Origin of the sequence: Agromyces protaetiae (genome assembly GCF_030866785.1) — a bacterium.
Classification (GTDB): domain Bacteria; phylum Actinomycetota; class Actinomycetes; order Actinomycetales; family Microbacteriaceae; genus Agromyces; species Agromyces silvae.
The window spans coordinates 100,783-115,908 of the sequence record NZ_CP133018.1 but is presented as its reverse complement, the minus strand read 5'-3'; the positions used below and the strand labels follow the sequence as shown (position 1 = coordinate 115,908).

Annotated in this window: 14 protein-coding genes; 5 read left to right on the top strand and 9 right to left on the bottom strand. The window is 69.3% G+C overall.

All coding sequences use genetic code 11. The features are described 5' to 3' along the window. Positions 1 to 78: 78 nt before the first annotated feature. From QU602_RS00535 to QU602_RS00520, 4 genes are all read right to left on the bottom strand, one after another. The gene (locus tag QU602_RS00535; RefSeq protein ID WP_308798167.1) at positions 79 to 894 is read right to left on the bottom strand and encodes an IclR family transcriptional regulator; all 816 of its coding nucleotides are present in this window, start codon (positions 892 to 894) and stop codon (positions 79 to 81) included. 163 nt (positions 895 to 1,057) lie between these two features. After that, the gene (locus tag QU602_RS00530) at positions 1,058 to 2,401 is read right to left on the bottom strand and encodes an MFS transporter (RefSeq protein ID WP_308798166.1); all 1,344 of its coding nucleotides are present in this window, start codon (positions 2,399 to 2,401) and stop codon (positions 1,058 to 1,060) included. Between the two features lie 41 nt (positions 2,402 to 2,442). Next, complete coding sequence (gene ilvD / locus QU602_RS00525) at positions 2,443 to 4,113, bottom strand: dihydroxy-acid dehydratase (protein WP_308798165.1); 1,671 nt, start codon at positions 4,111 to 4,113, stop codon at positions 2,443 to 2,445. Beyond that, complete coding sequence (locus QU602_RS00520; RefSeq protein ID WP_308798164.1) at positions 4,110 to 5,522, bottom strand: FAD-dependent oxidoreductase; 1,413 nt, start codon at positions 5,520 to 5,522, stop codon at positions 4,110 to 4,112. The genes ilvD and QU602_RS00520 overlap by 4 nt, the downstream gene beginning before the upstream one ends. Here QU602_RS00520 and QU602_RS00515 point away from each other — a divergent pair. The 5 genes from QU602_RS00515 (at position 5,521) to QU602_RS00495 (ending at position 10,012) form a co-directional block, all read left to right on the top strand. Beyond that, positions 5,521 to 6,213, top strand: a complete 693-nt coding sequence (locus QU602_RS00515) for a GntR family transcriptional regulator (RefSeq protein ID WP_308798162.1) — start codon at positions 5,521 to 5,523, stop codon at positions 6,211 to 6,213. The two genes, QU602_RS00520 and QU602_RS00515, sit on opposite strands and share 2 nt — an antisense overlap. A 198-nt stretch (positions 6,214 to 6,411) precedes the next feature. Further along, complete coding sequence (locus QU602_RS00510; protein ID WP_373692860.1) at positions 6,412 to 7,059, top strand: SDR family NAD(P)-dependent oxidoreductase; 648 nt, start codon at positions 6,412 to 6,414, stop codon at positions 7,057 to 7,059. A gap of 41 nt (positions 7,060 to 7,100) precedes the next feature. Then, on the top strand, positions 7,101 to 7,427 hold the full coding sequence (locus tag QU602_RS00505) for a hypothetical protein (RefSeq protein ID WP_308798159.1): 327 nt from the start codon (positions 7,101 to 7,103) through the stop codon (positions 7,425 to 7,427). A gap of 122 nt (positions 7,428 to 7,549) precedes the next feature. Further along, positions 7,550 to 9,022 carry a cardiolipin synthase gene (gene cls / locus QU602_RS00500; protein ID WP_308798158.1) on the top strand — a complete coding sequence of 491 codons (1,473 nt, stop codon included), beginning with the start codon at positions 7,550 to 7,552 and terminating at the stop codon, positions 9,020 to 9,022. A 54-nt stretch (positions 9,023 to 9,076) separates the two neighbouring features. Beyond that, positions 9,077 to 10,012 carry a DUF5996 family protein gene (locus QU602_RS00495; RefSeq protein WP_308798157.1) on the top strand — a complete coding sequence of 312 codons (936 nt, stop codon included), beginning with the start codon at positions 9,077 to 9,079 and terminating at the stop codon, positions 10,010 to 10,012. A gap of 54 nt (positions 10,013 to 10,066) precedes the next feature. Here the strand turns inward: QU602_RS00495 and QU602_RS00490 are convergent, their stop codons facing one another. From QU602_RS00490 to QU602_RS00470, 5 genes are all read right to left on the bottom strand, one after another. Then, positions 10,067 to 10,885 carry an anti-sigma factor gene (locus tag QU602_RS00490; RefSeq protein WP_308798156.1) on the bottom strand — a complete coding sequence of 273 codons (819 nt, stop codon included), beginning with the start codon at positions 10,883 to 10,885 and terminating at the stop codon, positions 10,067 to 10,069. Next, on the bottom strand, positions 10,866 to 11,540 hold the full coding sequence (locus QU602_RS00485; RefSeq protein ID WP_308798155.1) for an RNA polymerase sigma factor: 675 nt from the start codon (positions 11,538 to 11,540) through the stop codon (positions 10,866 to 10,868). The genes QU602_RS00490 and QU602_RS00485 overlap by 20 nt, the downstream gene beginning before the upstream one ends. A 15-nt stretch (positions 11,541 to 11,555) precedes the next feature. After that, a complete protein-coding gene (locus QU602_RS00480) occupies positions 11,556 to 12,218 on the bottom strand; it encodes a class F sortase (protein ID WP_308798154.1) in 663 nt (220 codons plus the stop codon). Positions 12,219 to 12,235: 17 nt separating this feature from the next. Further along, positions 12,236 to 13,069, bottom strand: coding sequence for a DUF4397 domain-containing protein (locus QU602_RS00475; protein WP_308798153.1), 834 nt, complete (start codon positions 13,067 to 13,069; stop codon positions 12,236 to 12,238). A 116-nt stretch (positions 13,070 to 13,185) separates the two neighbouring features. After that, a complete protein-coding gene (locus QU602_RS00470; protein WP_308798152.1) occupies positions 13,186 to 15,057 on the bottom strand; it encodes an alkyl/aryl-sulfatase in 1,872 nt (623 codons plus the stop codon). Positions 15,058 to 15,126 lie beyond the last annotated feature (69 nt).

Below are 15,126 nucleotides of genomic sequence, written 5' to 3'. Positions count from 1 at the left end.
TTCCTCTTTCTCTCTGAGCCGGGTCGTCTACCCGGTGGTCTCGTCTACCCGGTGATCTCGTCTACCCGGTGATCTCGTCTACCCGTCGGTCTCCGGCCGGGTGCGCACGTGGTGCTCGTCGGCGATGGCACGAATGCGTTCGACGGCGTCGGTGAGCTCGCCGAGCGGGGTCCGGAACGCGAGCGCGCTCACCGAGAGCGCGCCGGTCGGCACCTGCGGCGAATCGAGGAAGACCGGCAGCGCGATGCAGTTGACCCCGGGTTCGCTCTCCTGATCGTCGGTCGCGTAGCCACGCTCCCGAGCCTCCTGCAACGCGGTCGCGAGCGCCCGGGGCGCCGTCAACGTCGTGGGCGTCTTCTGCTCCCGGGGTTCGGAGGCGGCCCAGTGCTCGGCCTCCTCGAACGACTCGAACCGCCAGGCGAGCAGCATCTTGCCGACTCCCGTGCGATAGGCGGGATTGCGGCCGCCGACGGTCGAGGTGAGTCGCACGGCGCCCTCGGCCGGATCGCGCTTCGCGCGGTAGACGACGTCGTCGCCGTCGAGCACGGCGTAGTGACTGGTCTCTCCGAACGTCGCCGTCAGCGCCTCCAGCAACGGCTCCACCCGTGCACGGTCGGGGCGTCGGTCCTGGTGCAGGAACGCCAAGCGGAGGAACTCGTCGCCGAGCACATAGCGGCCACGCGCGAGCCGGTTCGCGAGGCCGAGGCGCGCCAACGATCCGAGCGCGCGGTGCACGGTGGGCTTCGCCGCTCCGACACGCTTGGTCAGCTCGTCGAGGCTCAACCCCTCGGGCTCCTTCGCCAGCTCGACCAGCACCGTCAGCACGCGCTCCGCGCCGACGGGACCGGCATCGGAGACGGAGGGGTCCACGGGGACCGATTCTGATTCGGACATTCTGCTCCTGATACCGTTCAATGTATCAGATCAGTATTCCACCAGATGGAACGCACGTCGAGTAGTCGCCCGCGACGTCCCGCAGCCGGCCCGTGAAGAAGCCGGGCGCGCAGCGGCGAGGTCACCGCTGCGCGCCCGGAGATATCGCCTCCCGGAGCTCTGGTCAGTCCGAGGGCACGGTTTCGATGTCTTCGTGCCGGGTTTCGGGACCGAACGCGAGCGCGATGAGCGTCAGCAGCGTGAGGAAGCCGAGGTAGACGAGGATGACCCACCAGTGGCCGACGGCCGCCAGGAGCGCGGTCGCGATGAGTGGGAGGAAGCCGCCGGAGAGCACGGAGCCGACTTCACGCGCGAACGCGAATCCGGAAAGGCGGGTGCGGGTGTCGAAGAGCTCGGCGTAGTACGCCGCCTGCGGCGCCAGCATCGCCGGGTAGAAGATGCCAAGACCGACGACGAACCCGATGATGAGCAGTGGCGGGGAGAGCGTCTCGAGCAGCATGAAGAACGGCGCGAGCCAGACGATCGAGGCGATCGCGCCGCCGGCATAGACGGGCCGGCGGCCCACCCGGTCGCTCAGGGCCGCCCACAGCGGAATGGCGACGACCTGCACGGCGGACGCGATGACCACGGCCATGAGCGTCGTGGACGATTCGACGCCGAGCGTGTTCACCGCAAAGCCGACGGCGAACACCGGGAAGAGGTACGCGAAGGCGTTCTCGGCGAGGCGGGAGCCGACCACGACGAAGAAGTTCCGCGGGTGGCGGCGCACCGCTTCGAGGACGGGGATCTTCGTCTCCTTGGCGGCGCCGGCTTGCTCGGCCTTGACCGCGTCTTCGTACGCCGGGGTCTCATCGATCGTCCGACGGATGAAGTAGCCGACGAGGAGCAGCAGTGCGCCGAGCAGGAACGGCACGCGCCAGCCCCATGCCTCGAAGTCCTCCTTGGAGAGGATCGTCGTCATGAGCTGGAAGATCCCGGTCGACAGCAGCGTCGCGAGGGCGAATCCGGTCGGAGCCCACGCCCCGGCGAGACCTCGTCGTTTCTGATCGCCGTGCTCGACCGAGAGCACGACCGCGCCGGCGTACTCGCCGCCCGCTCCGAAACCCTGCAGCAGTCGGAGGACGACCAGCAGGATCGGCGCACCGATGCCGATCGCCGCGTACGTGGGCAAGACCCCGATGAGGGTCGTCGCGACACCCATGAGCACGATGGTGAACACGAGCATCTTCTTACGGCCGACCTTGTCGCCCATGTTGCCGAGGATGATGCCGCCGAACGGCCGAGCGAGGAAGCCGACCGCGTACGTCGCGAAGGCCGCGATCGTGCCGACGAGCGGGTCGACGTCCGGGAAGAACTGCGAGTTGAGCACGAGCGCCGCGGCGGTGCCGTAGATCAAGAAGTCGTACCACTCGAGCGTCGTGCCGACGAGCGCGGCGATGCCGGCTTTTCGCGCTTGGCGGCGTCTCGCGTCGCTCATCCTGTCGTGCTGATCGGTCGCGGTGGTCATGGCCATCTCCTTCGTTGGCGAGAGCGGGGTGGGGTGGTGGCTCAGGGGCGCGGGCGGCGGAGCACGGCGCCCTGCTGGATCGGCGACACGAGCGCGGCGTACTGGCCGAGCCAGCCTCGTTCGGCCTCCGGGTCGCCGGCACGCACGGGCGCGCCGTTGCGAACGGGTTCGGCGTCGATGAGGCGGGCGTCGAGGTCGATCGAGATGACGTCCCCCTGCTCGACTCCGGCGAGCGGACCACCGTCGGCGGCCTCCGGCATGACCTGCCCGACGACCAGACCATGGTTGAGCCCGGAAAGCTCACCGTCGGTGACGACCGCGACCTGACCGCCGAGGCCTGCGCCGTTCAGCGCTGCGACGAAGCTCGCCGCGAACACCGTGCCCGGCCCACCGCGAGGACCCATGCCGCGGAGGATGATGACGTCGCCCGGTGAGATGCCGCCGGTTCCGAGCGCGTCGATCGCGTCGTCCTCACCGACGAAGACATTGGCCGGGCCGCTGAACTGGCGTCGCGCGCTGCCGACCCCGGCGACCTTGACGATGGCCCCGTCGGGGGCGAGCGACCCGCGGAGGATGATGAGGCCGGGCTCGGGCTTGATCGGTTCATGGAGCGGGCGAAGCACCTCGCCGTCGGCCTCGCGCGCCACTTCGGCTCGCTCGGCCACGGTACGGCCATCGACGGTCAGCGCGTCTCCGTGCAGGCGAGGCAGCAGGGTCCGCATCACCGTCTGCACGCCGCCGATGTCATCGAGGTCCCAGACCTGATGCGCGCCGTTCGGGCGGATGGCGGCGAGTTGGACGGCATCCCGCCCCTTCGACTCGAAGAGCGCGACGACGTCCTGGTCGAGGTCTGCTTCAGCCGAGATGGCGGTGAGGTGCCGGATGCAGTTGACGGAGCCGCCGAGTGCGAGTGCGACCTCGACGGCGTTCTCGACGGCCTCGGCGGTGATGACCTGTCGAGCTGTCAGCCCCTCGATGACCATGTCGACGATTCGCCGCCCCGCGGCGGACGCATTCGCGAGCATCTGCTCCGAGTTCGCACGGGTCGGCGCGGAGCCGGGCACGGTCATGCCGATCGCCTCCGCGAGGCAATGCATGGTGTTCGCGGTGGCGAGGCCGGCGCAGACACCCGGCCCCTGGATCGCGGCATCCGCGAGGTCACCCAGCTGAGGCGCGGTCATCTCCCCGGAGGCGATCGCCCCCACCGACTCGTAGACCGTGTCGATGTCGACCGAACAGCCGCTCCAGGTCCCGCCCCGTTGGTAGCCGCCGATCACGACGATCGACGGAAGGTCGAGTCGCGCGGCGGCCATGAGGTGCGCCGGGGTCGTCTTGTCACACGAGGAGAGGAAGACGATGCCGTCGAGTACCGCACCTTCGACCGCCGCCTCGACGTCATTGACGATGAGATCGCGGGTCGGCATCAGGTAGCGACCCTTGCGGCCCGCGCTCGTGACGAAGTCGCTCGGCGCGGTGGTGCGGATCTCGAACGGCAGGCCGCCGCCTTCCCGCACCGCCTCGGCGACCCGCACCGCGACGTCGTCGAGGTGCGAGAAGCAGACCGAGAGGCGCGAAGACGTGTTGACGATGGCGATCTTCGGCTTCTCCTGATCCTCCAGTGGAATGCCCATCGCACTCCACTGGGCACGACGCACCGCCCAGCGAGTCGTACCCGGTGTGAAGTTGCTTCGCAGGGTGGTCGGCTCGGTCATGCGTGGGTCCTCTCCAGGTCGACGTTCGCAGTGTCTTCGTCGTGTGTGAGCGCGCTGCCTGCGCGAATCATCCGTTCACGTACCTCTCGCGCGGCGATCGCGCGATAGTCGATCTCGCGCTCCAGCGAGATCAGGGTGGCGGCGCCCGCCGCGTGCCCGTACTCGAAGCACTGCGCGGTGACCCGCGCCGAGGCGAGTGCCTCGTGCTCGGCGCTGAGACAGCGGCCCGCGACGATGACGTCTTCACCGACGGCCGGCACGAGCGTGCCGTAGGGCACCTCGTAATAGTCGTCCAGGATCCAGTGCAGCTTCGGACGCTCACCATCGTGCAGCTCGATCGGCCACGGCGACCGCACCACCGCGTCGGGCGATTTCCGCGCCTCCACCACATCCTCGTTCCGGAGCGTCTGGATGCCACGGATGGTTCTGGTCTGCCGGATGCCGGCCTCCACGCCGGTGTCGACCACGTACAGCTCCTCGCACCCGGGGATCTCTTCGCGCAGGAACCGCGCGTACTGGCGAACCTGCTCACGGCCCGAGATCTCGGCGATCGTGAAGTCGACGGGGTCGATGACGTTGAGCATTCGGCCCCCCTCTCCGACGAGGCGGGTGGCATTGACGAGCAGTTCACCGGCCCGGCCGGTGTCGAAGATCCAGATCTTGTTCCGCGGCAGGTCGAGCCCACGATCGCGCGCGGCGACGATCCGCTCGGTGATCCATGCCGGGCAGATGGTGTCTTCACCCCACGCATCCCAGAACCGCTCGAGGTCGACGTTGCCGATGCGGAAGAACATGGTCGGGTTCTGGATCCGACCGTCCTGCCCGAACCGCCAGTCGCCGCCGCCACGCGCAACGATCGCCCCGTCACCGGATGCATCGACGATCCGCCTGGCGCGGATCACGCCGAGCCCCGCGTTCGAGGCGATGACCACGCCGCGGTATCGGCCGTCCTCCACGATCACCTCGACCACGTCGGTGTGGAACAGGATGCGAGCCCCCGCCGAGGTGAGGAGCTCGTCCGCCACTTCGCGCCACTTGAGGGGGTCGTGCGCGCTCGTGAAGGTCTTTCCGTAGCGCTGCGGCCCCGTCAGGCCGCCGCGTTCGCGAAGGCGGGCCGCGAAGCGTTCGGTGAATCCGAAGACGACCTGACGCGGCGGCGCCTCCGGGTCGTCGGAAGCCAGGTACATCCCGCAGATCGTGCCCGACATGCCGGCGACGGCGGCGCCTCCGGCGAAGCCGTATTTCTCGACGATGAGCACCTCCGCGCCACCCTCGGCCGCAACGGTCGCGGCCGCGACACCCGCGGCGCCGGCGCCGACGACGAGCACGTCGACCTCTGCGAGCACCTGCAGATCTGTGGCGTCCGCTCGAGTCACCAGGCTCCATCGCCCAACTGAGATATCAGTCATGTATGAACCATACATCGGCTCGCGCGATACTGTCGAGCAGGAGGTCGACGTGACAGAGCGCAACTTGACCGATCGTGCGTTCGATCAGATCGAGCGCATGATCGTCCTGCAGGAGATCCCGCCTGGGAGCCTGATTTCCGAGAAGCAGCTCACCGAGCTCACCGGCATCGGCCGCACACCCGTGCGTGAAGCGCTCCAGCGACTCGCCCGGGACCGGATGGTCGAGATCCACCCGCAGCGCGGCGTGCTCGTGCCGGCGAGTTCCATCGAGGCGCAGCTGAAGCTCCTCGAGCTTCGGCGAGTGCTGGAGCCCTTCGCGGCGCAACTGGCGGCGGCACGCGCACGTCCCAATCAGCGGGAACACGCTCGCGACATGCTCGACCGGCTCGACGCCTCGCCGGTATCGGTCGAGGACTTCCCGACCGTGCTCCGCGACTCACACGAGTTCATCGTCGAGGCAGCGCAGAACGAGTTCCTGTCTGTGGCGATGGCGCCGCTGCAAGGACTGTCTCGCAGGTTCTGGTTCGCTCACTTGACCGACCCGGAGGCACAGGTGCAGGAGGCGGTCGCACTCCACCGCGGCATCCTGCACGCGATCGTGAAAGCCGACGGAGCCGGGGCCGAGGCCGCTTCGCTGGCTCTGAACGACTACCTCGTCGCGTTCACGTACGACACGCTCCCGAAGCGCTAGACGCCACGCTGTTCGCTGCTCCTCGGCACCGCCGCGGTCCGCCTCGCCCGCGGCGGCCGGGGTGCCCCGGCTGCCCGGGGCACCCCGGATTCCGAGACGGACCGTTCACGCCTGATAACATTCAATCTATCAGATGTGCGTTCCATTAAGTGGAATATGGAGAGAGCGACCATGCGAAAAGCGGTAGTAACCGGTGGCGTGAGCGGACTCGGCGCCGCGTGCGCCGAGCGACTCGGACGCGCCGGGTATGAGGTCTTCACGCTCGACCGGACGTCGGACGCGGACTTCGTCGCCGACGTCACGGATCCGAAGGATCTCGGCCGAGTGGTCTCCGGGCTCGGGTCCGTCGCCGTGCTGGTCAACAGCGCGGGCATCGTGGGCCCCAACGCCGACTTCGTCGACGTCGACGGCTCGGATTGGGAGCGCACGCTCGCGGTGAACCTCACGGGGACCTTCCACATGTGCCAGGCGGTGCTGCCGGGCATGATCGACGCCGGATGGGGTCGTATCGTGAACATCGCGAGCATCGCCGGCATGGAGGGCAATCCCCGGCTCGCCGCCTATTCGGCCTCCAAGGCGGGCGTGATCGGCCTCACCAAGTCGCTCGGCAAAGAGCTCGCGACCACAGGCGTCCTCGTGAACGCCATCGCCCCGGCCGTCATCGAGACGCCCATGAACGCGACGACCCGACCGGATGTGCTCGCCTCCCTGGTGGAGAAGATCCCCATGAGACGCCTCGGTCGCGCGGAGGAGGTCGCCGAGCTCGTCGCGTGGCTGGCCTCGGACGCCTGCAGCTTCTCGACCGGCGCCGTGTACGACATCAGCGGTGGCCGCGCCAGCTACTGAACCGGCTCGCTGATCTGGGTGCCGAGTGGTGTGATGGAGGGGTGACCGCACCCGAGAACGCCCTTTCGCTCACCATCACCGGAACGCCCGATTTCGGCAGCGAGGTCCTGAAGTCGTTGTACCGCCTCACCGGGCGGTCGACGGTCGAGCTGCGGCGCGCGATCCGCGGCGGCGAGCCCGTCTACACCGCAGCCCTGTTCGGCAACGACCATCTCGACGTCGCACCCCGGCTCGAGAAGACGGTCGACTACCTCGTCGGTCTCGACATCCCGTTCACCATCCACGAGTGGATCGACGGCGAGCGCGACCAGATCTCGATGGAGACCATGCGAGAGATCATCGAGGCCGACGGCGGGACACCGAGCTAGCCCCCTCGCCCCCTCCGCCTCTCGCCTCCGCCCCCACGATGAGGTCCGCGGGCGAGCGCACGTTCATTGAAGAATGCTCAGGTCACCCATATGATCGACCCACCGAGAGTGGGGGCAGGCATATGAGCGCCGAGGCAATCACGCTGCTCGGGGGCATCCTCATCCTGGTCGACCTTGCGATCCGGATCGCCGCGCTCATCATCGTCCCCCGCGGGCGGAAGCCCACGGCCGCGATGGCGTGGCTGCTCGCGATCTTCCTCATCCCGTTCGTCGGCATCCTCCTGTTCCTGCTCATCGGCAACACCAAGCTGCCCCGCAAGCGGATGGAACGGCAGCTCGAGATCAACCGGATCATCGCGGAGCGCTCCGCCGGGATCGACCTGCATCTCGGCGACGAGGTGTGGCCGAAGTGGTTCGCCTCGCTCGTGCGACAGAACACCGCACTCGGGGCGTTGCCCGCCTTCGGCGGCAACGACGCGGAGCTCATCGGCGAGTACCAGACGTCGATCGACCGCATGGCCGCGGACCTCGACCGGGCCGAGCGCTGGGTGCACGTCGAGTTCTTCATCGTCGCGTTCGACGACACCACGCGCGGCTTCTTCGCCGCCATGGAGCGAGCCGTGCAGCGTGGCGTGACGGTGCGACTGCTCATGGACTACATCGCGTCGCGGAAGGTCCCCGTGCATGGAGCGACGACCGCCGAACTCGACCGCATCGGCGTGCAGTGGGCGTATCTCCTTCCCGTGCGACCGTTCAAGGGGCAGTCGCAGCGGCCCGACCTGCGCAACCACCGCAAGCTCGTCGTCGTCGATGGCCGGGTCGCCTACACCGGCTCGCAGAACCTCATCGCGCGCGACTACGACTCGCCGAAGAACCAGAAGCGCGGGCTCATGTGGCAAGAGCTCGTGGTCAGGCTGACCGGCCCGACCGTCGCGGCGGTGAACACCGTCTTCCTGTCGGATTGGTACGCCGAGACCGACGAGATGCTGCGTGACCAGGAGCACGTGCCGGTGACCGACATCGGCGTCGCCTCGACGGATGCCCCGGTCGTCTGCCAGATCGTGCCGAGCGGCCCGGCCTACGAGCAGGAGAACAACCTGCGCATGTTCCTCGGCCTCGTCAGCGCGGCGCAGGAGCGGGTGATCATCACCAGCCCGTACTTCGTCCCGGATGAGGCGATGATGTACGCCATCACGTCGGCCAGGCTGCGCGGGCTCGACGTGCAGCTCTTCGTGTCGGAGATCGGCGATCAGGGGTCGGTGTGGCACGCGCAGCGCTCCTACTACGGGGCACTCCTCCGCGCGGGCGTTCGCATCTTCCTGTACCCGGGTCCGTACATCCTGCATGCGAAGCATCTGTCGATCGATGACGACGTCGCGGTGATCGGCTCGAGCAATATGGACATCCGCTCGTTCGCCCTGAACTTCGAGATCTCGCTCCTCGTGCGCAGCGCGTCGTTCGTCTCCGACCTCCGTGCGGTCGAGGCCGGGTACCGCGCGATCGGGCGGGAGCTCACGCTCGACGAGTGGAAGCGCGAGCCCGCATCGGCGACCTTCCTCGACGGCGTCGCTCGGCTCACGTCGGCGCTGCAGTGATGAAAGGCCGTCTAGCCTTTCCGTGATGCTCATCACCGATCGGAGGCTCGACCCATGACCGTTGCTCCCCCCTGGCCGGCGCTTCCCGTTTCGGAATGGCAGGGCACCCGCGACACCCTGCAGCTCTGGACGCAGATGGTCGGGAAGCTCCGCCTCGCGCTCACCCCGCTCGTGAATCACTGGTGGAACGTCCCGCTCTACGTCGACAGCCGTGGCCTCACCACCTCGCTCATGCCCGTGGGTTCGGCGGGACTCGAGGCGCGCTTCGACTTCTTCACCCACGAACTCGTGCTCCTGCACACCGACGGGCAGGAGCGGCGGTTGCCGCTGCACAGCGGGACGATCGCGCGCTTCTATGCATCGTTCACCGAGGCGCTGAGCGAGCTCGGCGTGGAGGTGGACCTCGATCCGGTCCCGGTCGAGCTGGCCGAGGTCATCGCGTTCGACCTCGACACCCGCCCCGCCGAGTACGACCCGGACGCGGCCCACCGATTCTGGGTCTCGCTGGTCTCGGCGTCGCGCGTGCTGCACCGGTTCCGGGCCCAGTTCACCGGCAAGGCGAGCCCGGTGCACTTCTTCTGGGGCGCGTTCGACCTCGCGACGACGCGATTCTCGGGACGCCCGGCACCGCTGCACCCGGGCGGGGTGCCGAACTGTCCCGACTGGGTCATGCACGAGGCGTACGACGCGGAGCTCTCGAGCGCCGGCTACTGGCCGGGCGGCGCCGCGGAGGGTGCCTTCTACGCATACGCCTACCCCGAACCGGTGGGATTCCGCGAGCGGGACCTGGGCATCGACGGCGCGTACTACGACCGGGAGCTCGGCGAGTTCCTGCTGCCCTACGAGCGAGTACGCACCGCGCCGGACCCGGACGCGCTGCTCCTGCGATTCCTCGAGGCCACGTACGACGTCGCGGCCGTGGCCGGCGACTGGCCGGCCGGGTTGACGCGCGGCACCCTCGTGGAGGCATCCGGCGATCGAGCGGTGTGATGGCGGCGTGACCGATGGTCGCGCCGGTCCGCGAGGACGGCAGTCCGCGCATGGTCACGCCCTCTGGAGCTCCCCGCGAACGATGGAGTCCCCCGAATGCGAGGGATCACCGTCGACCGGCTCGGCGGACACGTCGACGAGCGTGAACTCGTCGAGATCGATCCCGGCCGGCACGGCGAACCGACCGGTGAGGCCCTCGAGCAGTCCGAGGCTGACAAGCCCTGACGCGTCCGAGCGGATCAACCAGACCTCGCGGACCTCGCTCGCGGGCACCTCCTCGTCGAGGTCGACGACGATCGACCTGGCCCCGTCGTCATCCTCCTCCACGACCGCGGTGCCGCTGGTCGACCAGCCCGGGAACGCGGCGAGCGTCGCACTCGCGACGACGGTCTGCGAGCCCTGGCCGCCCGTGCCGAACCCGGCCAGCGCGATCCCGAGGGCCAGGCCGACGAGCACACCCGCCGAGGCCGCGGCCAGCGCGACCGGCCACCACCGTCGCCGGGCCCGTGCTTCAGCGCTGGTCGCACGACCGGCAGCGGCGGCCCCCGCAGCCGGGTCGTCGACCGCCTCCGGCCCGCCGGCCGGGGAGCCCGGCTCGGCGATGCGCGCCTGCACACCCCCGGGTGCCCCCAGTGGATCCTGGGCCAGTTCCGCCGTGAGGCCGAGCTCGCGGTGAATGGTCGTCCAGACGTGCGGCGGCGGCACCTCGAGCGGCTGGTCGACCTCGCCCCGCGCGAGGTCGATCGTGCGCACGATCGCGTCGTACTCGGCGCGGCACTCGGTGCAGTCGTCGAGATGCGCCCGCGCTGCCGCGTCGGTGTCCATCCCGTCGAGCGCGAGCGTCGCGAGGTCTTCAGGTTCGATGTGGCTCATCATCCACCTCCCATCGTGTCCTCAATCGGCTGAGGCTGCGTCGCATGTGACTCTTCACCGTTCCCAACGGCAGATCGAGCGTCTCGGCGATCTGGCTCTGGCTCAGCTGCTCGTAGAAGGCCAGTTGCATCACGCGCCTCGGCACCGGTTCGAGCGCCTCGAGCTCTTCGGCCACCATGACGCGTTCGGCGACGTCATCGCCGTGCGAGGCGGGCCGGACCGCGGCCTCCGCGACGGCGGCCTCCTCGACCCGACGCTGGCGCGACCGGGCCTCGTGCGCGTCGGCGATGCGGTGCCGCGTGATGCCGACGATCCACGCGCTCAGGGATGAGCGGGTCGGGTCGTATCCGGCACGGGTCCGCCACGCCGAGATGTACACCTGCTGCGTGACGTCCTCGGCATCCGCGCGGACGCCGAGCGATCGGAGCGCCAGTGTGAACACCAGAGGCGACCAGCGCGCGTACGCCTCGCTCAGCGCAGACTCGTCGCCCGCGGCGAAGCCTGCGGCGAGCGTCTGATCGTCGAGCCGATCCGAGACCCGCGAGTTGCTGCTCAGCTGACGTTCACCCCCTTCGGCGGCGTCGTGGGCGGATTCCGGAATCCATGAGCCCGTACCCGAGCGCGGACCCGGATGCTGCGGTGATGCGATCAGCATATCGACTCCCCACGTTCACCCGACCCGGACCGCGGTGAGCACGAGATTGCTCAGGTATCGGCGGTTCTGCACATCGAACTCACCACCGCACGTGACGAGCGTGAGCCGCGGCGAACCGGTCCGATCGAACGCGGCGGACCAGTCGACTGCGGACTTCTCGGAGACCTCGACGGCCTGCACGGCGTAGCCGTGGCGGCCGCCCGCGGCATCCGTCACGATGACCTGCATGCCGCCGACCGCATCCCTGAGCCTGGCGAAGGGCAGCAGGTCGTACTCCAGCGAGTCGACGTGGGCGGCGATCACGGTCGAGCCGGCCGCGCTGGCCGGAGCGGGTCCCCATTGATACCACGCGGCGATCGCGGTGTCATCGAACAACCCCATCTGCCCGCGATCGTCGAGACCGACGGGCTGCACCGTGACATCGATGCCGAGATCGGGGATCTCCAGCCGGGTCGGCGGCGGGGCCGCGAGTGCGCGCTGGTCTTCGAGCGCGGCGGACTGCCGGGCCGGCTGCGGCACCGTCGGCGACGGCGTGGGTGCCGGTGCGGCCGTCTCCGGCGACGGCCCGGGGGGCGCCGGCGATGTCGGCGGGGCGGCGGCCGGGCCCAGGCACGCGGCGAGCGCCAGCACGATGAGCGAGGCCGCGATCAGGGCCTGCACGGTCCTGATCACGGCCATCGCCCGTTCCCGCCGGTTCAGCGCCGCTGCTCCGCGGGGCGCCGCGTCGCCACGATCACGGCCGCGAGCGCGAGCACTGCGAGCAGTCCCACGCCGACGACGATCAGCGCGGCGGAACCACCGCCGGGCGCTTCGGTCGCGGCGAGCCCGGCGACACCGGCCGGCACGCCATCGGGCGTGGAGTGCAGCCCGGTGATGGTCTGCACCGCGAGGGCGAGGTTGTCGTCCTCGAGGCTGCCCCAGGCGTACACGATCGTGTTGACGCCCTCGGCGACGTCGACGTCGGCCGGGCCGATCACCGGCTCGGTCGTGCCGGTCGCAGCGACCGACGCCGACACGACGCCGGCGGGCAGGGTCAGCACCTGCTCGTTCGGGTTCGTGAGGTTCGAGATCACCGGGGTGCCGGCCGCCAGCACGTCGACGCCGGGCGCTGCCGCCACATGCCTGACCGTGAGGCGACCTTCACCGGCGGCGATCTGCGCGACATCGTTCGTGAACAGGGTCGCGGTGGGTTCGCCCGCCTCGGTCAGGTGGGCCACTGCGGTGTAGTTGCCACCCGAGGCGAGCGTCAGGTCGATGGGACCGATCGCGGGCGCGGATGCATCGGCGGCATCCGCGGCCGTGATCGCCACCGAGTAGGTGCCGGCCGGAAGCTCGAGCGGACCGGCCAGGTCGCCTGGCTCGAAGTCGTCGATCGTGAGTGCGTCGTCGACGTAGACGTCGACCGTGAGCCCCGGCACGCCGTGCAAGACGGAGAGCTGGGCAGGTGCTTCGGCAGCGTGCGCCGGAGCCACGCCGCCGAGAGCGACGAGTGCGCCGGCGCCGATGGCCGCGGCGAGGATCTTCTTCATGGTTCCTCCAGGTCGGTCAGCCCCGTGATGGGGCGTGGATTGCCTTCACCTATCCCTTCCGTCACCGACGCTGGTTTGGATGCACTCGAATGGAATTAATTCCTGAGGCCGGCCGCTCAGGGCACGACGATCTCGAAGTTCGTGTCCCCGGGCGACAGCACCCCGAGCAGCTGCTGCAGCACACCGAGGTCGCCCTCGATGCCGAGCCCGTCGGGCGACAGGTCTCCGCCGACGAGACGGATCAATCGTGCTTTCTCGAGCGTCATCCGCAGAGCGGGGTCGCTGGCCGCCGGCTTCTCGACGTAGATCAGCACGCCGTTGCGCAGGGTCACGTGGAAGTTGCGCTCGAGATCGCTGATCGTCACGTCGAAGGCGAGGTCGAGATCCCAGGCCTTCGGGCCGTCGACCGTGATGGCGATCGCGTCGAACACCTGTTCCGGCGACAGCTCGGCCAGGATGTCGGGGGCGTTCGCGGCGGTCGGCGTGCCGAAGTTGCCCTCCCGCAGCTCGGTCGCCCCCGAGAGGAAGAAGTTGCGCCACGTGCCGTTCTCGGATCCGTAGCCCAGCTGCTCGAGCGTGTCCGCGTAGAGGCGCCGCGCGGTCTCGTGCGTCGGTTCGGCGAACACCGCGTGGTCGAGCAGTGTGGCCGCCCACCGCAGGTCGCCGCCGTCGTACGCGTCCTGCGCGACCTCGACGACACGGTCGACGCCACCGATCGCGGCGACATAACGCTCGGCGAGCTCCTTCGGCGGGTGCGGCCAGAGCCGCGCCGGATTGCCATCGAACCAGCCCATGTAGCGCTGATAGACGGCCTTGACGTTGTGGCTCACCGAGCCGTAGTAGCCGTGCGTGCTCCATTCGCGCTCGAGCGACGGAGGCATCCGGAGCATCTCGGCGATCTCGGCGCCCTGGTAGCCCTGGTTGAGCAGCCGCAGCGTCTGATCGTGCAGGTACCCGTAGAGATCGCGCTGCACACCGAGGAAGTGCCGCACCCGGTCGCTGCCCCAGGTCGGCCAGTGGTGAGAGGCGAACACGACGTCGCTGCGGTCGGCGAATCGTTCGATCGCCTCGGTGAGGTACTGCGACCACACGTGCGGATCGCGCACGAGCGCACCTCGCAAGGTGAGCAGGTTGTGCAGGTTGTGGGTGGCGTTCTCGGCCATGCACAGCGCCCGGTACCGCGGCAGGTAGAAGTGCATCTCCGCCGGCGCCTCGGTACCCGGCGCCATCTGGAACTCGAACTCGACCCCGTCGATCGTGTGCGTCTCGCCGGTCTGCGCGACGTCGACCGTCGGCACGATCAGACCCGGCTGCCCGGTCGACGTGGACTGCCCGAGGCCCGCGCCGACCTGCCCCTGCGGACCCTTGGCCAGGGCCGCGCCGTACATGTATCCCGCACGGCGCCCCATCGCAGTGCCCGCGTACACGTTCTCGGCGATCGCGTGCTCGAGGAAGCCCTCGGGCGCGAGGATCTGCACGCGTCCCGCGTCGACGTCGGCCTGCGTCGTGACCCCGAGCACACCGCCGAAGTGGTCGATGTGGCTGTGCGTGTAGATGACGGCGACGACCGGCCGGTCGCCCCGATGTTCGCGATACAGGGCGAGCGCGGCCGCGCCGGTCTCCGCGGAGATGAGCGGATCGACGACGATCACCCCGGTGTCGCCCTCGATGAAGGAGGTCACCGACAGGTCGAGGCCGCGTGCCTGGTAGATGCCGTCGACCACCTCGAACAGGCCGTGCTTCGCGGCCAACTGGGACTGGCGCCACAGACTCGGATTGACCGAGGACGGCGCATCGCCGTCGAGGAAGTCGTAGCTCGAGGCATCCCACACCACCTCGCCCGCCGCGTTGCGGATCTTCGGATCGGCGAGCGTGCCGAGGAATCCGCGGCTCGCCGCCTCGAAGTCGCTGGTGTCCTCGAACGGGAGCCGGCCGGCCAGATCGCGGTTCGCGGCGGCGATCGCCGCCGACGGCTGGTTCTGCTGCATTGCATTCCCCTTCCGCGAAGGGTGCATCCCTTCGGGGTCGAGTGTGTCCGGTCCTCCCGGCGACGGCAA